Source organism: Citrobacter sp. Marseille-Q6884 (assembly GCF_945906775.1).
Taxonomy (GTDB): domain Bacteria; phylum Pseudomonadota; class Gammaproteobacteria; order Enterobacterales; family Enterobacteriaceae; genus Citrobacter.
In genome coordinates this window covers 687,225-704,264 of record NZ_CAMDRE010000002.1, presented here as the reverse complement: position 1 = coordinate 704,264, position 17,040 = coordinate 687,225, and the positions used below count along the sequence as shown (strand labels likewise).

The window sequence follows — 17,040 nt, the reverse complement described above, 5'->3', positions numbered from 1 at the left end:
GTTTACCCCGGCCTGACCGTCTGGCTCACCAGTTCGGTGAGAGAAGAAGAGAGGAAGAACCACATCGCAGCCAGTACCGCCGCCCCGAGGAACCAGGAGAGCCAGTAAAGACGGCGACCACTGTGCAGACCAGAGGCGCTTACAACAACCGGGGCATCCTGCGCCAGCGTAAAAGCGGGCACCCGCTCACTCAGCGCTCGTACCACGTCTTCACGACGCTCATCGTCCTGAGCCCGGTACTGGCCAACGAATCCCAGTTGAAGAGTGCGGTACATACAGGTCAATACTGCCGTGTCCGGCGCAGTCTCTTTGAGCAAATCGCGGATGCGCTCCCACAATTCCTCACCTGCGTTCAACGTACCAAAGAAATGAGCCTGCAGCGGGTCGCGTCGCCAGATCAGGTAACCATCATCGGTAGTTCCTCTGTTCAGGACGCTTTCATCAAGCAAGGCACATAGCGCGTAGATCATATGATCACGGCTGATATCGCTGTAGCCTGCATCCGCCAACGCAGTACGTGCTTCCTGAACCAGTCGGCACGCCCGGCGGTAGAGCCCTTCACCATCCCGGACTTCCTGCCCACCCCGCAACTGGCTGACCATCAGCCAGCCAGGGTAGAAGATCTGTTCTATCTGTCTGAAAGTGGATTTATTCATGTACGCAGCACCGCAAAGAGTTCAAGTTTCACATCCCCCAGTGAACGCGGGGTGTAGAAGGTGCAACTTGCCATTTCAAGCATTGACCGGGCCGCATCTGAGCTCAGATCCAGTGAGAAATACTGGTTCTCCAGGCGTAAAGGGATTGCCACAGGCACATGCGACAGAGGTTTGATCACCATCCCGCTCAGGGCCACATTTACAACATCCGAGACATCCTCAAAGCTGCCTGCCTTACACAGTTGCGGAAATTTAGTCTGGAGTTCGTGATTTGGCATGGATGAACGTACAGAGAGGTAGAAATCCGCCCCTTCGCGCAGGCGCGCATCATGCAGCGAGCCTTTCCACATCTGTTCCTGATGCTCAAGCTGAATGCTTATCACACGCGATGGCAGACTGGCTTCCAGCAGCTTATCGAGTAACGCCAGCAACGGTGGAAACACGCGTTCAGGTTCTTCGTGCTGATAAGCAGGAATATCCCCGGTGTCATGCTCCAGCGAAAACGTCAACAGGCTGCCGGCAAGACGGGTCAGTTCACGATAGAAGAGTTCAGGGTGGCGCCCCGGGCTCTGCAACAATTCTGCCAGTACGGGCTCAGCGCTGTTCAGAGCATTGAGCAGCCAGAACAGAGAGACATCAGCGACCGCAAAATCGGCCAAACGCGCGTTACTTTCCCGACGCATTGCCATCAGACGCCGGCGGCGAGCTTGCAGACGAACCAGCAGATCGCCCAGTTCAGCCACCAACACAGGGCTTGCAGCAACGGATAACATCGGCGGGATAAACGACAAGTCTCGACTCCAATGCCCTTGAGCATTACGAGCCAGACGAGCCACTGGGCAGGTCAACCATGCCGTATTTTCCTGCGTGGATAAGCGCAGGGTGACGGCATTACGTAATATGGACAGTTCACCACTTTCATGGCCTGCCAGATCCTGGACTACAATACGTTCGGCTTTCCAGCGACGCGGGCGCTCACTGTCCTGACCATTATCCAGATTGCCGCCACTGGCACTCAGTAGCGGCAATGCCACAACGACCTCAACGGCCTCGCTGCCGTTTGCAGCGGATAAATCGCAAACCGGCGGAAGGTTATCCGCCAGGTCCGTATCGACAATCGTACCGTCCTGAAAACGCACAACCAGACGGATGGTATTCAGGCGCGACAACGCCAGTGCGGCATCATCAAATTCAACATTCACCACGCCCCAGGGATGGGAAATCCCCATCCCTGCGACCGTATCGGCAATATGTGCGTTCCAACGAGCTTGCTGCTGGAACTGTTGCGGGGCCAGAGCAGCCCCATCCTCCCAAAGTGGGCGAAAAATTTTCATCCCTGATTTCCCCTCGCCTTAAGACTTGGCCTTCGGCATCTGGGAAACCAGTGACAGATTGACATCCATACCCTCGACCTGGAAATGCGGGATTGCATACAGCTTCACGCGGAAGAAACCGGGGTTGTCTTCAATGTCTTCCACCGTAACTTTTGCATCACGCAGCGGATGTGATGCCTGCAACTCATCACCCGGATCGGTCATTTCAGTGACCAGGCTGCGTACCCAGGTATTGAGCTCCAGTTCTAGCAGTCGGCGGTCCTTGGTGGTGCCAATGTTTTCACGCTGAATCAGCTTCAGGTAATGCGCAATACGTGACAGCAGGAAAATATAAGGCAGGCGCGCATTAATACGACTGTTTGCCGTGGCGTCCGCCGTATCGTACAACGCAGGTTTCTGGGTCGAGTTTGCAGAGAAGAAGCAGGCATAATCACGATTTTTGTAATATGACAGTGGGATAAAGCCCAGATTGGCAAATTCAAACTCGCGGGTTTCCGGGATCATCACCTCTGAAGGGATCTTCACCTGATTACCTGTGCCGAGATCGTACAAATGGATGGGTAAATCCTGCACTGCACCACCAGCCTGCGGCCCACGAATCTGCACGCACCAGCCATTATTGATAAAGCTGCGCACCATATTGGCGGCGAAGGAGAACGAGGCATTGGTCCACAAATATTTATCGTGATCCGGGCCTTTCACTTCCTCTATATAGTTGAAGCTACGTACTGGCACGGTGTCCGGGCCGTAAGGCAGACGCCCAAGCACCCGCGGCATCACTAAACCGATATAGCGTGAATCGTCTGTTTCACGAAAGGATTTCCATTTGATGTACTCAGCGCGGTCAAAGTAGTTGCCGATGTCTTTAATCGCCGCCACGTCTTCCATCGAATCCTTGAGAAAGAACTTTGGTCCCGCGGAACCAATAAAAGGCATATGTGCAGCAGCAGAGACTTTAGAAATATTACGCAGTAACGCCACATCCTGCGCGGATGCGTCAAACTCATATGCAGAGATAACCGCACCAATGGGCTCACCACCTGGCGTGTCGTACTCTGCAACATACGTTTGCAGGTAAAGCCCGCTTTGAACGATCTCCGGGCTATCCTCAAAGTCCTGACGTAAATCCTCTTTGGAGAGATCCAGCAGCTCAATTTTCACGTTCTGGCGAAAATCGGTTTTATCCACCAGTGATTTCACGCCACGCCATAGAGATTCGACATCCTGAAACGCTTTGTGATGCATAACAGCATCCAGTTGGCGACTAATCTGGTAATCCAGTTCGGCGATATGATGATCAATCAGTGTTTTGTCGAGTTTATCGACCGTTGAACCCGCTTTGCTCAGGCATTCCAGAAAAACTTGCATCCCTGCCGTCAGACGCTCATCTGCTGTCGCATCCGACATCGCCTGACTATCCTGCCAGATATCAAGGGCACTCAGTTTTGATACCGGACTTAAGTTGATTTTTTCGAACAGGGAGGCGTAGACCCCACCTGTAGCCGGGTGCTCCAGCACGATGCTTTCGCCAGCACTCGCATTTTCATTCTTTACAGACATCAGCATTCCTTAATGAATCCGTTAATACATAGCTAGTGTTCAGGGCTGTTCAGGCGCCAGAGCAGACAATTCACTGCGTAATTCAGCACTTAACGCAGGGTCAATCAGGATTTTTTCAAGCTCTTTTCGGAAAGTCTGGTTATCCAGGAGATTCGCTTTCAGATCGCGCAGAAGATTGCGCATAGCCAGCATGGCTTTAAGTTGAGGGATCTGACGGGCCACCTGTTCAGGCGTAAAATCATTCATATCCCGAAAGCACAGACGGATATTTTCCTCACTGCCATTTCCCGCTAAAGTATTTTCTACTGTGAGATTAATTTTTGGAGAATATTCAGAAAGAACACTGTTAAAATTATTCTTATTAATATCGATCTTATCTCTTTCTGATACCGGTGACGCATCCTGACCGTTACTAAAATCGCCTGTAACCAATAATTTCAGTGGCAACTCTGTCTTCTTACTCGCACCGCCTGTATGCAAATCCAGTTTTAAATTTATACGCGCCTTCGGCACTTCACTCTGGAAGCTGTCAGCCATCAGTTCATCCCTCTGTTTGTCATTTTGAATATTATTCATACTACAACTACTGGCACGCAATGATAGAACATTATGCATGCATTTATCAAATTGACAGATCGAAGATCTATTATTGGACTAAAACTAAGAATTTTACTCTGATAAAGTCAGGAAAACATACTGAAAACCAGAGCATCGCGACTCTTTTTCGTATAAATATCGGTTATATATTTCACAAGAACAGTAATCACTGGCATATTGTTATGAAAATGATATGAAATTGATTTCAATCAATACCGATAATTTAAAAACCAAAAAATAAGAAATATCTCACAAATAGGAATTGAAAAGAGTAAACCCATCTGAATTTATCAAATTCATAAATGAAAAATAGACAGAAGAAAGATTCAAGGCAGAGATAAGATGCGTGGTGAGAATCTTAAATAGAATCCAGATGAAACGATGAAAGATGAGCGGAATATATAAGAATTATCCGTCAAGAATAGAGAAATGTCTTAATAGACTTTCAGATTTCACATCACAATAATAAGCGAATCCGCTCTTCCTCACGGCACAAAGCCATATACCTCTTCGGCATTATCTTCGTCGCCAGAACACGTTCTCATGCAGCAGCATGCATACCGGTTACGTAATACGACTTAGTTCACAAAATGAATGACTTGCTGGCAAAGCTCTACCTTGAATGCCTGCTAAGTGATAACGTGTTTTGCAGTCAGTTTGTCCAGGAGATCCCAGGACGATACTGAGCAAATCCAAGATGAATGGCATACTGAAAGATGAGATTTACGCTAAAAGGTGTGTGATTCAGTGGGGTAAGGTGCTGTAGTGGCGGAGAGAGGGGGATTTGAACCCCCGGTAGAGTTGCCCCTACTCCGGTTTTCGAGACCGGTCCATTCAGCCGCTCTGGCATCTCTCCGTGTTGATGGTTGCCATAATGCCAGGTAATTTGGCATTTTAACAGAACCCGTTCCGTCAATTTCGTTCAAGTGACGAGTTTGCGAGCAAAACGATGATTAAGTGGCCCTGGAAAGAGCAAGAAACGACCCGAAATGATGACTGGCCGTGGGATGACGCCCTGGCAATCCCTCTTCTGGTGAATCTCACTGAGCAAGAACAAGCCAGACTTATTGCCCTGGCTGAGCGCTTTTTACAGCAAAAAAGGTTGGTAGCACTGCAGGGATTTGAGCTGGATCCACTTAAAAGCGCGCGTATTGCTCTGCTTTTCTGTTTACCTGTTCTGGAATTAGGTATTGAGTGGCTTGATGGTTTTCACGAGGTACTCATTTACCCTGCCCCGTTCGTTGTGGATGACGAGTGGGAGGACGATATTGGCCTTGTACACAACCAACGCGTGGTTCAGTCCGGGCAGAGCTGGCAGCAGGGTCCGGTGATCCTTAACTGGCTCGATATTCAGGACTCCTTCGATGCCTCTGGTTTCAATCTGATTATTCACGAAGTAGCGCATAAACTCGATATGCGTAACGGCGATCGCGCCAACGGTATCCCATCGATCCCTCTGCGAGATATTGCTAACTGGGAGCATGATCTGCATGCCGCAATGAACAATATTCAGGATGAAATCGACCTGGTCGGTGAAACCGCGTGCAGTATAGATGCATACGCAGCAACCGATCCTGCCGAATGTTTCGCGGTATTATCCGAGTACTTTTTCAGCGCCCCCGAATTATTTGCCCCACGTTTCCCCGCATTATGGCAACGTTTCTTCCAGTTTTACCGCCAGAACCCAATGCAGAGATTACGCGACAACCGGGATAATGATGATTATCGCTCATCAAATGTGCATTAATATCGAGTTTTGCAGATTAATTAACCAATTGAAATGACGTGCTAATTTTACTGTTGACACGATATGGCGAGGTCAGTAATATGCGCCTCGTTCACACGATTCCTCTGTAGTTCAGTCGGTAGAACGGCGGACTGTTAATCCGTATGTCACTGGTTCGAGTCCAGTCAGAGGAGCCAAATTTAAGAAGCCCGCTCAGGAAACTGAGCGGGCTTTTTGCTTTTTAGCTTTCCCAATCGTCTTATTTTTCATCTTGCCCTCCGGTGAGGGATAAAATCGTTTTCTCTTTCCGCCTGTCGCGGTAGTCTCATCACTGTCGTTAATATATCGACTGCAATGTGCGTAACCTAATTTCGATACTAATAATTAAAAAAAACAGTACAGACAGGACAGTTATGGATTCCACCCTCATCTCCACGGGTCCTCAGGAGGACTCATCTTCGCTTACCCGCGCCCGACGTGCAGCACTTGGCAGCTTCGCGGGTGCCGTTGTCGACTGGTATGATTTTCTGCTTTATGGCATCACTGCCGCCCTTGTCTTTAACCGCGAGTTTTTCCCACAAATCAGCCCTGCGATGGGCACGCTCGCAGCATTTGCTACCTTTGGCGTCGGTTTTTTGTTTCGTCCATTAGGCGGGATAATCTTCGGGCACTTTGGCGATCGCCTCGGTCGTAAGCGTATGCTGATGCTCACCGTCTGGATGATGGGCATCGCCACGGCGCTGATTGGTATTATCCCCTCTTTTGACACTATCGGTTGGTGGGCTCCCGTTCTGCTGGTGACGCTGCGCGCCATTCAGGGATTTGCCGTTGGCGGCGAGTGGGGAGGCGCAGCGTTACTTTCTGTCGAAAGCGCGCCCAAAAATAAAAAAGCCTTCTACAGCAGTGGCGTACAAGTCGGTTACGGTGTCGGACTGCTGCTCTCGACGGGCTTAGTCTCTCTGATCAGTTCGCAAACAACCGATGAACAATTTCTGAGCTGGGGCTGGCGAATCCCCTTCCTGTTTAGCATCGTATTGGTGCTCGGCGCATTATGGATGCGCAACAGAATGGAGGAGTCAGCGGAGTTCGAACAGCAGCAGGAACAACCGCAGGTGAATAAGCGACTGCCGGTCATTGAGGCGCTAGCCCGCCATCCAGGGGCATTTTTAAAAATTATCGCCCTGCGCCTGTGCGAATTACTGACGATGTATATTGTCACGGCCTTCGCCCTTAACTACTCCACACAGAATCTGGGCCTGGACCGTGAACTGTTTCTGAATATCGGGCTATTGGTCGGCGGATTGAGCTGTCTGACCATCCCATGCTTTGCCTGGCTTGCCGATCGCTTTGGTCGCCGTCGGGTCTATATTACCGGAGCGTTGGTTGGGACCCTCAGCGCGTTTCCGTTCTTTATGGCACTCGAAGCGCAATCCCTCTTCTGGATTGTGTTCTTTGCGATTATGTTGGCAAATATCGCACACGACATGGTGGTCTGCGTACAACAGCCTATGTTTACAGAACTGTTTGGCGCGAGTTATCGATACAGTGGCGCCGGTGTGGGGTATCAGGTTGCCAGCGTGGTTGGCGGCGGCTTTACCCCTTTTATCGCCGCAGCATTGGTCACCTTCTTCGGCGGCGACTGGCACAGTGTTGCCATTTACCTGATGGCAGGTTGTCTCATTTCCGCCGCCACCGCGATATTCATGAAAGATAAGTCGCGTGGCTAAGTCATTTCGCGAAGACCGTCAGGTCTTCGCCTATTCTTCCTCAACGACTGACTTTTGTTTCACATTTCTGTGACATATTATCGGAAGAGCAGCACATCTGTGGAACAAGGAGACAAGCATGAACACTAAGGGCTCCAGCCTGACCCCGGCTCAGGCACTGGATAAACTGGACGCATTGTATGAGCAGTCGGTTAAGGCTCTGCGTAGCGCCATTGGCAAGTACATTGAAACCGGGATACTTCCTGACGTCATCGCCCGAGATAAAGGTCTTTTTGTTTACCCTTCACTTTCGGTAACCTGGGATGGCAGCGCCACAAATCCCCCGAAAACGCGCGCCTACGGTCGTTTTACCCATGCAGGATGCTATACCACGACGATTACCCGTCCGTCGCTTTTTCGCCCTTATCTTGAAGAACAGCTCACCCTGCTATACCAGGATTACGATGCGCATATCTCCGTTGAACCATCACGGCATGAAATCCCCTATCCCTATGTCATCGACGGCTCTGAACTGACGCTTGACCGCTCCATGAGCGCCGGATTAACGCGCCATTTCCCTACGACTGAACTGTCACAGATTGGCGATGAAACCGCAGACGGTATTTATCATCCGGCAGAATTCTCACCACTCTCGCACTTCGACGCCCGACGGGTCGATTTTTCACTGGCACGACTGCGCCACTATACGGGTACGCCAGTCGAACATTTCCAGCCTTTTGTTCTGTTCACCAACTACACTCGCTATGTTGATGAGTTCGTACGCTGGGGATGCAGCCAGATCCTCGATCCAGACAGTCCGTATATCGCGCTGTCCTGTGCGGGAGGGATCTGGATCACCGCTGAAACCGAAGCCCCGGAAGAAGCTATCTCCGATCTGGCGTGGAAAAAGCACCAGATGCCCGCCTGGCATTTAATCACCGCTGACGGTCAGGGAATCACGCTGGTCAACATCGGCGTCGGCCCGTCTAATGCCAAAACTATTTGCGATCACCTGGCCGTTCTTCGCCCGGATGTCTGGCTGATGATTGGACATTGCGGCGGCCTGCGTGAAAGCCAGGCGATTGGCGATTATGTCCTTGCCCACGCCTATCTGCGTGACGACCATGTGCTGGATGCCGTACTGCCGCCGGACATCCCTATTCCGAGCATTGCAGAGGTGCAGCGTGCACTGTATGACGCCACTAAAGACGTCAGTGGTATGCCCGGAGAAGAAGTCAAACAACGCTTGCGCACCGGTACGGTCGTCACCACCGACGATCGCAACTGGGAATTACGCTACTCAGCCTCTGCGCTACGCTTTAACCTCAGTCGCGCCGTGGCTATCGATATGGAAAGCGCCACTATCGCTGCCCAGGGTTACCGCTTCCGTGTCCCTTACGGCACGCTACTGTGCGTTTCTGATAAACCGCTTCACGGTGAAATTAAACTGCCTGGGCAGGCTAACCGATTTTATGAAGGTGCTATTTCCGAGCACCTGCAGATTGGCATCCGGGCTATCGATCGTCTTCGCGCTGAAGGCGACCGGCTACACTCCCGTAAATTACGCACGTTCAACGAACCGCCGTTCCGTTAAGGCCTGAAGGTAATTATGCACAACTCAACTCCCCTATCCGCTCTGCGCAATCTTCTGATATCCCAGGGGCTGGATGGTATGATTGTTCCGCGCGCCGATGCTCATCAGAGCGAGGATTGTACCCCACACGACAATAAACTGGCCTGGTTGACCGGCTTTAGCGGCTCTGCTGGTATGGCGTTAGTCCTTCGCGACCGCGCGTTAATATTTGTCGATGGACGCTATCAGGTCCAGGTTCGCAATGAAGTCTCCCTGGATGATTTTGAAATTCACCATCTGCACGACGAACCCCTGGCCGATTATTTACAGGCGCATGTCGAATCAGGGGCGCGCATCGGTTTTGAACCGCTGTTAATGGTCAACAGCCAGTTCGAATCGTTGTCGGCGACCCATTGTGAACTGGTCGCGCTGGAGCGCGATCCTTTCGACACAATCTGGCAGGATCGCCCGGCAGCACCCTGCGGTATCATCCGGGAAATGCCGGTTGAGATAAGCGGCGAAAGCAGTGCACAAAAGCGTGTCCGCATCATCGATAAGCTCGCTCAGCATCAGGCTGACGCGCTGGCGATCACGCTCCCGGACAACATCGCCTGGCTGCTCAATGTCCGCGGTTCAGATCTCAACATGGTTCCCGTACCCTTTTCCTTTGCCCTGCTGCATCGTACAGGCGAGCTTGAGTGGTTTGTTGATGCCAACAAAACAAAGCAGTTACCTGAATCTCTGCTGAATACGTTAACCCTGACACCGCAAGAGCATTTCCTGCCCCGTTGCCAGCAGCTGGCGCACGGGAAACGTTTTCTGGTTGATAAAGACTACGCTCCTGTCGCTTTGCGTTTTGCTATTGAACAGCACGGCGGTGAAGTGGTTTGGGCACCCGATCCCATTACCCTAACGAAAGCGTGTAAAAATGAGACCGAACTGGCGGGGTATCGTGAATGCCATGAGCAGGATGGCGCAGCCTGGGTCAATTTTCTGGCCTGGCTGGCGCATGAAGTCCCCTTGCGTGAGGCCGCAGGTAACCCCGTCACGGAACTGAAAGCGCAGGCAATGCAACTGGCTTTTCGCCAGAAGCAGCCCGGTTTTATTGAGCAAAGCTTTGGTACGATTTCAGCGTCTGCCAGCAATGCAGCGATGTGTCATTATCATTCCAGCGAAAAGACCGATACGCCAATCACCTCGCAGGCAATGTATTTAAATGATTCCGGTGGCCAGTATCAAAACGGTACCACAGATACGACGCGTACCCTCGCCTTTGGTCCGCAAGATCCACAGCGCCGCCTGCACTACACCGCCGTGTTGAAAGGCTTTTTATCCCTGATAACGCTGCAATTTCCCAGCGGCAGCCAGGGCCATCAACTGGATGCCTTCAGCCGTCGGGCACTTTGGGAACTGGGCCTGGATTACGATCATGGCACGGGCCATGGTGTGGGCCACCAGTTGCTTATCCATGAACAACCACATCGAATCGCTAAGAAAGTGAATCCCTGGCCGCTGGTCGCGGGCAACATTATTACCATCGAACCGGGATATTATCTGGCCGGGCAATATGGGATCCGCATAGAAAATCAGGTCGAGATTATCGACAGTCGTCCGGGCTTTTGCCGGTTCTCAACGCTAACGCTGGTACCTATCGATTTAAGTCTGGTGGAGTTACATCTGCTGAGCGAAACAGAAAAGCAGTGGATTGATGATTACCACCAGCAGGTCAGAGAGACATTGTCACCGCGTGTGGACAGTGACGCACGTCCGTGGCTGTTCGCGGCAACTGCGCCGATTCGTACCCGGACGCATTAATCAATAAAAAAGGCAGCCCTCAGGCTGCCTTAGTTCTCCCCAACTTCTTTACGACTTAACTGTTACGGATGTATTCATCCATTTCAGTTTTCAGGTTATCGGACTTCGTCCCAAAGATAGCCTGAACACCGGAACCGGCAACCACAACGCCTGCTGCACCCAGTTTCTTCAGGCCAGCCTGATCCACCTTCGCAACGTCAGCAACGCTGACACGCAGACGCGTAATGCACGCATCCAGGTTAGTGATGTTCTCTTTACCACCGAACGCTGCAACCAGAGCCGGAGCCATTTCGCCAGTCGCGCCCGCTTTGCTCTCTTCAGTAGCGTCTTCACGACCCGGAGTTTTCAGGTCCAGCGCTTTGATCAGCACACGGAAAATGGTGTAGTAAATGATCGCATAACCGATACCGACAATCGGGAACAGCCACAGTTTGCTGCTGTTACCGGACAGAACGATAAAGTCGATCAGGCCGTGAGAGAACGATGTACCGTCACGCATACCCAGCAGGATACAGATCGGGAATGCCAGACCTGCCAGAATCGCGTGGATGATGTACAGGATCGGCGCCACGAACATGAAGGAGAACTCGATCGGCTCGGTGATCCCCGTCAGGAACGAGGTCAGCGCCGCGGAGATCATGATACCGCCCACTTTCGCACGGTTTTCCGGTTTAGCAGAGTGCCAGATTGCGATAGCAGCAGCCGGCAGACCGTACATTTTGAACAGGAAGCCACCAGACAGTTTACCCGCAGTCGGGTCACCCGCCATATAGCGAGGGATATCACCGTGGAACACCTGACCTGCGGCATTGGTGTATTCACCGATCTGCATCTGGAATGGAACGTTCCAGATATGGTGCAGACCAAACGGTACCAGGCAGCGTTCAACAAAGCCGTAGATACCGAATGCCACTACCGGGTTCTGATACGCAGCCCACTGGGAGAACGTCTGAATCGCAGTACCGATCGGCGGCCAAACGAAGGACAGGATCACACCTGTGAATATGGCAGCCAGACCAGAAATGATAGGAACGAAGCGCTTACCCGCAAAGAAGCCCAGATACTCAGGCAGTTTGATGCGGTAGAAACGGTTAAACATGTACGCTGCAATCGCACCGGAGATAATCCCCCCGAGAACACCCGTATCTGCCAGGTGTTTAGCGGCGATCTCTTCAGCAGGTAAATGCAGAACCAGCGGCGCAACAACAGACATGGTTTTCACCATGATGCCGTAGGCAACAACGGAAGCCAGTGCAGACACACCGTCGTTGTTGGTGAAGCCTAACGCAACACCAATAGCGAAAATCAGCGGCATGTTTGCAAAAACAGAACCGCCTGCTTCTGCCATTACGTGCGATACAACGGCTGGCAGCCAGCTGAAGTTAGCGGAACCGACACCCAGCAGGATACCTGCAATCGGGAGTACGGATACCGGCAGCATCAGCGATTTACCGACCTTTTGCAGGTTAGCAAATGCATTCTTAAACATAATTAGGAGTGCTCCTGAGTATTTGTGCTTTTCTACGTTCTCACGCATTGGCGAGGGGGGAGAACCTCGCCGTGGACAGGGCATCTAAGTACCCTTTATTTATTACACAGAGTAAAATAATTCACTTCGTTTTTGTTTGACGGTTATCACAGTTCAGCTGTGAATGGCCGCAAAATTCGCACATTCCGATAATATGCGTATCCGAATGTTTCAAAGTGGTTATTCACCGCCCATTTTGCGGCGGTGAACTTTACTCGCTTTATTTATTAATTACGAGCTTTAAAAAAACTCAGCTAACGGCGGATTGCAGGCGAGATGCGTCGATGTGAAACAGGCGGGCAAAGTTATCAGTGGTTGCCTGCGCCAGTTCTTCAAGGGCAACACCTTTCAATACGGCCATGTACTCTGCGACATCACGAACCATCGCAGGCTGATTCTCTTTACCACGATGCGGTACAGGCGCAAGGTAGGGAGAATCGGTCTCAACCAGTAAGCGATCCAGAGGAACATAACGCGCAGCATCACGTAATTGTTCAGCGTTACGGAAAGTGACAATGCCAGAAAATGAGATATAAAAACCAAGATCCAGCAACTTGCCCGCAGTTTCTCTGTCCTCTGTAAAACAGTGTAGTACGCCGCCACAATCCGTCACTTTTTCTTCGCGTAGAATCGACAGCGTATCGGCACGCGCATCACGGGTATGGACGATCACCGGCTTTTGCAACTCGCGACCAATCTGAATATGATGGATAAATGACTCCTGCTGGCGCACCTTCGTTTCCGGCGTGTAAAAATAGTCCAGCCCGGTTTCGCCCATCGCCACAACGCCCTCTTCTGCGGCAAAGCGACGCAGATCCTCTACTTCATACGGTTCATCCTGATTTAATGGATGCACGCCGCAGGAAAAAACCACGTTGTCGCGCAAACCGACCTGTTCACGCATGCTGCGATACCCGGGCAGGGTTGTCGCCACGGCAAGACAAAACTTCACATCACGGGCGGCGGCTTTCGCCAACACGTCATCCACGTCCTTATGCAAAGAGTGATAATCCAGGCCATCAAGATGGCAGTGTGAGTCGACTAAAAACATAATGTCTCTCTCAAAGATGGGGAACAGGCAGTGCAATGCCTGGTTGCAGGTAATGCTCAATACGGAGGATAAGATCGGTTAATACCAGTTCACGGTTTACACCCGTCACATTTAGCAACTGCTGACGGCAATGACAAACATCACCGAGTATTGCCTGAATCTGCGCAACGGATAACCGTTCAGCGATTGATGATATCAATGCCTGAGCATCAGCATTCGTGAAATGGGAAATACCATAGGGGCGTTTAAGCGCATCCGTTAACAGTGTCGCCAGCCAATGTAGTCGCACCGCGGCCTGTTCATGGTTAAGCGCCGCCAGCATGCTATACCAGTCGCCAGAGTGCACGGTGTTCGCCAGCGCCGTGCAGAAATCGGCACGGTGCGCCCAGCTTTCTGCCTGTAGCAACGTTAATGCGGCACCGGGAGAACCCGCACTCAGGCGTAATGCGCTAAGCAGGGCATCTTGTGAAGCCGTCACTTCACGGGCAAGCCAGGAAATGGCGTACGACTCTGCCGGCGGTGCCAGATGGTGCAAACGACAGCGACTACGTAATGTCGCTAATAAACGTGCAGGCTCTGTACAGGCGAGGAAAAACCAGGTCTGTGCCGGTGGTTCTTCCAGCGTTTTCAATAAGGCATTGGCAGCGGCATCGGTCAACTGGGCTGCATCAGGCAGCCACACCACCTTTGCACCGCCCAATCGCGAGTGTTCGTACAATTTTTCACTGACTTCACGTACGGCATCAACGCCCAACGTACTTTTCCCTTTCTCCGGGAGAAGAGAATAATAGTCAGGATGCGTTCCAGCCTGCATCAGCTGGCAGCCACGGCAGTGTCCGCAGCTTTTATGCCCTTCCGGCTGCTGGCACATCAAATAGCGGCTGAGAGCGTAAATCAACGCATCGTCACCCATGCCAGGTAACGCCTGAATCAGTAACGCATGGTGACCACGACCCGCCTGGTAGCTTGTTACCAGTTTTTCAAAATCCGGTCGTAACCATGGATACCATTTCATGCGCCCTGCTCCTTCACCCAGTGGGTAATGGTGCTGCGGATATCACTCATTACCGCGTCAAGCGGCTGTGTGGCATCAATAGTACGAATGCGGGTGTCTTTGGCAGCCAGTTCGAGGTAACGGGCTCGGGTGCGATTGAAGAAATCAAACGACTCCTGTTCTATGCGGTCCAGTTCGCCGCGCGCACGCGCACGTTTCAAACCGACTTCTGGCGTCACGTCCAGATAAAGAGTCAGATCAGGACGGAAGTCGCCCAGCACCGCATCGCGCAGCGTCGCCAGCATGGTTTGATCGATACCGCGTCCCCCGCCCTGATAAGCCTGAGTTGACAAGTCATGACGATCGCCAATGACCCATGTCCCTTTTGCCAGCGCAGGTTTGATCACCGTTTCAACCAGTTGTACGCGTGCCGCATAAAACATCAGGACTTCTGCTTTGTCGGTGATAATCTCATCGCCAACAGATTTGATGTCCAGCACCAGGCTTCTTAATTTCTCAGCAAGCTGGGTTCCGCCAGGCTCGCGGGTAAAAATCATGTCGTGAATACCCAGTTGCTCAAGTGTCTCCACCACGACATCACGTGCTGTGGTTTTTCCCGCGCCTTCCAGGCCTTCGATGACGATGTAATTACTGCCCATTTTTTTCCTTAAGCACTTTCAGGTAATCCTGCACAGACCGGTTGTGGCTGGCAAGATTCGTGTTAAACGTGTGGCCACCTTTACCGTCAGCCACAAAATAGAGATACGGTGTTTTTGCCGGATGCGCAGCAGCCTGCAGCGAGGCTTCTCCTGGCATGGCAATCGGACCCGGCGGCAGTCCCGTAATGGTATAGGTGTTATAGGCGGTCGGCGTTTCTAAATCCACGCGCGACAATTTTCCATTATAACGTGTCCCCATCCCGTAAATCACGGTCGGATCGGTCTGCAGTCGCATGCCAATACGTAAACGGTTAATAAAGACTGAGGCCACCTGATCGCGTTCACTGGCCACTGCCGTTTCTTTTTCAATGATCGACGCCATCGTGACCAGCTGATTTTTATCTTTGTAAGGCAGACCTTCGGCACGTCCTTCCCAGACAGTATCTACCGCTTTGACCATTTTTTGATGCGCACGCTTCAGCAACGCCACGTCAGTGGTATTCGCGGTATACATCCAGGTATCCGGCCAGAACCAGCCTTCCACCCATTCCGGGTTTTCCAGCTTCAGCGCCTGAGCGACAGTCTCGTAGTTGTCATCACTCAGGGTATGCTTGATATACGGCGCCTCACGCAACTGTTTGAGGTAATCGCTCAGGCGCATCCCCTCAACCAGACGCAATGGGAACTGTGCTTCTTTACCACTTTCCAGCAGTTGCAGCATCTCCCGTACAGTCATGTCAGGTGTAAAACGGTAGGTTCCGGCTTTAAAATGCGAAAGATCAGGCTCGATACGCAGCAGCCACTGGAATACACGCGGACGATTAATCACTTTGTCCGCATACAACTGTTCACCTAATGCAAGACGCCCCGTACCCGCTTTAAGCGTGAAAATTGTTTCGTCTTTAATCAATAATTTACTGTCCGCCAGATGGCGAACTTTCCACATTCCCACTCCCGCGGCAATGCCCAGCACTATCAGCAATAACAGAACAACACGTAAAAATTTTTTCATGACTAATTTGGGTGCTCACAAAGTGGGGCTAAAAAATCAAATAACAAACGTGAAGACAGCAGCATGTCACCACATGCACGCACAGGAATAACAGGCATTAACGCATTACAGATGACCATTTCATCCGCCTGCATAACGTCCTCTATTCCGGCATACACTTCGACAACCCTGAAAGGGGATTGTGCCAGCATCCGAATACAGAATTGTCGCATAATCCCGTTCACGCCGGCCTGATCCAGCCGGGGAGTGTAAACCACATCATCTTTACGCCAGAACAAATTAGCCGCACAGCATTCCGTAACCCATCCCTCGCTGTCAAGAACCAGCGCTTCGTCCGCATCCGTCTGCTCAAGATGAGAGCGGATCAATACTTGCTCAAGGCGGTTCAGGTGTTTAAGGCCGGCAAGTAACGGATTACGTCCCAGGCGTACGGGGCTTAGCGCGAGCGTAATGCCATGTTCTCGCCAACCCTTATAGTGTGCAGGATAAGCCGAAACGGAGAGGATACGGGTTGCCGCATGGCAATTCGCGCCGCTATAGCCGCGACCACCACTGCCACGGCTAATCATCACTTTCAGCACGCCATGCACATGCCCTGCTGCCAGCGTTTCCATTTCCCGCTGCAGTTCCGCCCACTTATCGAAAGCAATCAGCAATTTTTGACACGTATCTTGTAAACGCTGGAGATGCGCCGCAAGAAAGCACACCTGGCCGTCGATGATTCGCGCGGTAGTAAAACAGCCATCACCAAACTGCGTAGCCCGATCGCTTGCAGGCAGCATAGTCTGCTCACGGCCATTAATTAAGAACATGGTAGCTCCTTATTGTG

14 protein-coding genes and 2 tRNA genes are annotated in these 17,040 nt (G+C 51.6%); 5 read left to right on the top strand and 11 right to left on the bottom strand.

Annotated features, from left to right (window positions below; all coding sequences use genetic code 11):
* Positions 1 to 2: 2 nt before the first annotated feature.
* The 5 genes from tssL to N7268_RS18355 form a co-directional block, all read right to left on the bottom strand.
* Positions 3 to 656 carry a type VI secretion system protein TssL, short form gene (gene tssL / locus N7268_RS18375; RefSeq protein ID WP_260863985.1) on the bottom strand — a complete coding sequence of 218 codons (654 nt, stop codon included), beginning with the start codon at positions 654 to 656 and terminating at the stop codon, positions 3 to 5.
* Positions 653 to 1,990, bottom strand: coding sequence for a type VI secretion system baseplate subunit TssK (gene tssK / locus N7268_RS18370; protein ID WP_260863984.1), 1,338 nt, complete (start codon positions 1,988 to 1,990; stop codon positions 653 to 655). Before tssK ends, tssL begins: the two co-directional genes overlap by 4 nt.
* An 18-nt stretch (positions 1,991 to 2,008) precedes the next feature.
* Positions 2,009 to 3,556: a type VI secretion system contractile sheath large subunit gene (tssC, locus tag N7268_RS18365; protein WP_198903752.1), complete on the bottom strand. Its 1,548-nt coding sequence runs from the start codon at positions 3,554 to 3,556 to the stop codon at positions 2,009 to 2,011.
* Between the two features lie 33 nt (positions 3,557 to 3,589).
* Positions 3,590 to 4,087: a type VI secretion system contractile sheath small subunit gene (gene tssB / locus N7268_RS18360; protein WP_260864697.1), complete on the bottom strand. Its 498-nt coding sequence runs from the start codon at positions 4,085 to 4,087 to the stop codon at positions 3,590 to 3,592.
* 826 nt (positions 4,088 to 4,913) lie between these two features.
* Positions 4,914 to 5,003 (bottom strand) — tRNA-Ser (locus N7268_RS18355).
* A 93-nt stretch (positions 5,004 to 5,096) separates the two neighbouring features.
* Here N7268_RS18355 and mtfA point away from each other — a divergent pair.
* The 5 genes from mtfA to N7268_RS18330 all read left to right on the top strand — a co-directional run bounded on the left by mtfA (position 5,097) and on the right by N7268_RS18330 (position 10,967).
* On the top strand, positions 5,097 to 5,894 hold the full coding sequence (gene mtfA, locus N7268_RS18350; protein WP_198903730.1) for a DgsA anti-repressor MtfA: 798 nt from the start codon (positions 5,097 to 5,099) through the stop codon (positions 5,892 to 5,894).
* A gap of 100 nt (positions 5,895 to 5,994) precedes the next feature.
* A tRNA-Asn gene (locus tag N7268_RS18345) sits at positions 5,995 to 6,070 on the top strand.
* A 216-nt stretch (positions 6,071 to 6,286) separates the two neighbouring features.
* Positions 6,287 to 7,600 carry a shikimate transporter gene (gene shiA, locus N7268_RS18340; RefSeq protein ID WP_260863983.1) on the top strand — a complete coding sequence of 438 codons (1,314 nt, stop codon included), beginning with the start codon at positions 6,287 to 6,289 and terminating at the stop codon, positions 7,598 to 7,600.
* A gap of 118 nt (positions 7,601 to 7,718) precedes the next feature.
* Positions 7,719 to 9,173 carry an AMP nucleosidase gene (locus N7268_RS18335; protein ID WP_198903728.1) on the top strand — a complete coding sequence of 485 codons (1,455 nt, stop codon included), beginning with the start codon at positions 7,719 to 7,721 and terminating at the stop codon, positions 9,171 to 9,173.
* A gap of 15 nt (positions 9,174 to 9,188) precedes the next feature.
* A complete protein-coding gene (locus N7268_RS18330; protein WP_260863982.1) occupies positions 9,189 to 10,967 on the top strand; it encodes an aminopeptidase P family protein in 1,779 nt (592 codons plus the stop codon).
* Between the two features lie 55 nt (positions 10,968 to 11,022).
* Here the strand turns inward: N7268_RS18330 and ptsG are convergent, their stop codons facing one another.
* From ptsG to pabC, 6 genes are all read right to left on the bottom strand, one after another.
* Positions 11,023 to 12,456, bottom strand: a complete 1,434-nt coding sequence (gene ptsG / locus N7268_RS18325; RefSeq protein WP_260863981.1) for a PTS glucose transporter subunit IIBC — start codon at positions 12,454 to 12,456, stop codon at positions 11,023 to 11,025.
* Between the two features lie 289 nt (positions 12,457 to 12,745).
* Positions 12,746 to 13,546, bottom strand: coding sequence for a metal-dependent hydrolase (locus N7268_RS18320; RefSeq protein ID WP_260863980.1), 801 nt, complete (start codon positions 13,544 to 13,546; stop codon positions 12,746 to 12,748).
* Positions 13,547 to 13,556: 10 nt separating this feature from the next.
* The gene (holB, locus tag N7268_RS18315; RefSeq protein WP_260863979.1) at positions 13,557 to 14,561 is read right to left on the bottom strand and encodes a DNA polymerase III subunit delta'; all 1,005 of its coding nucleotides are present in this window, start codon (positions 14,559 to 14,561) and stop codon (positions 13,557 to 13,559) included.
* Positions 14,558 to 15,199 carry a dTMP kinase gene (gene tmk / locus N7268_RS18310; protein ID WP_260863978.1) on the bottom strand — a complete coding sequence of 214 codons (642 nt, stop codon included), beginning with the start codon at positions 15,197 to 15,199 and terminating at the stop codon, positions 14,558 to 14,560. The genes holB and tmk overlap by 4 nt, the downstream gene beginning before the upstream one ends.
* Positions 15,189 to 16,211: a cell division protein YceG gene (yceG, locus tag N7268_RS18305; RefSeq protein ID WP_260863977.1), complete on the bottom strand. Its 1,023-nt coding sequence runs from the start codon at positions 16,209 to 16,211 to the stop codon at positions 15,189 to 15,191. Before yceG ends, tmk begins: the two co-directional genes overlap by 11 nt.
* Positions 16,212 to 16,213: 2 nt before the next feature.
* A complete protein-coding gene (pabC, locus tag N7268_RS18300) occupies positions 16,214 to 17,023 on the bottom strand; it encodes an aminodeoxychorismate lyase (protein ID WP_260863976.1) in 810 nt (269 codons plus the stop codon).
* Positions 17,024 to 17,040 lie beyond the last annotated feature (17 nt).

Bases quoted from the DNA above. Each gene is read 5' to 3' on its own strand.
- tssL (WP_260863985.1), bottom strand. From the start codon at position 656: ATGAATAAATCCACTTTCAGACAGATAGAACAGATCTTCTACCCTGGC.
- tssK (WP_260863984.1), bottom strand. From the start codon at position 1,990: ATGAAAATTTTTCGCCCACTTTGGGAGGATGGGGCTGCTCTGGCCCCG.
- tssC (WP_198903752.1), bottom strand. From the start codon at position 3,556: ATGCTGATGTCTGTAAAGAATGAAAATGCGAGTGCTGGCGAAAGCATC.
- tssB (WP_260864697.1), bottom strand. From the start codon at position 4,087: ATGGCTGACAGCTTCCAGAGTGAAGTGCCGAAGGCGCGTATAAATTTA.
- mtfA (WP_198903730.1), top strand. From the start codon at position 5,097: ATGATTAAGTGGCCCTGGAAAGAGCAAGAAACGACCCGAAATGATGAC.
- shiA (WP_260863983.1), top strand. From the start codon at position 6,287: ATGGATTCCACCCTCATCTCCACGGGTCCTCAGGAGGACTCATCTTCG.
- N7268_RS18335 (WP_198903728.1), top strand. From the start codon at position 7,719: ATGAACACTAAGGGCTCCAGCCTGACCCCGGCTCAGGCACTGGATAAA.
- N7268_RS18330 (WP_260863982.1), top strand. From the start codon at position 9,189: ATGCACAACTCAACTCCCCTATCCGCTCTGCGCAATCTTCTGATATCC.
- ptsG (WP_260863981.1), bottom strand. From the start codon at position 12,456: ATGTTTAAGAATGCATTTGCTAACCTGCAAAAGGTCGGTAAATCGCTG.
- N7268_RS18320 (WP_260863980.1), bottom strand. From the start codon at position 13,546: ATGTTTTTAGTCGACTCACACTGCCATCTTGATGGCCTGGATTATCAC.
- holB (WP_260863979.1), bottom strand. From the start codon at position 14,561: ATGAAATGGTATCCATGGTTACGACCGGATTTTGAAAAACTGGTAACA.
- tmk (WP_260863978.1), bottom strand. From the start codon at position 15,199: ATGGGCAGTAATTACATCGTCATCGAAGGCCTGGAAGGCGCGGGAAAA.
- yceG (WP_260863977.1), bottom strand. From the start codon at position 16,211: ATGAAAAAATTTTTACGTGTTGTTCTGTTATTGCTGATAGTGCTGGGC.
- pabC (WP_260863976.1), bottom strand. From the start codon at position 17,023: ATGTTCTTAATTAATGGCCGTGAGCAGACTATGCTGCCTGCAAGCGAT.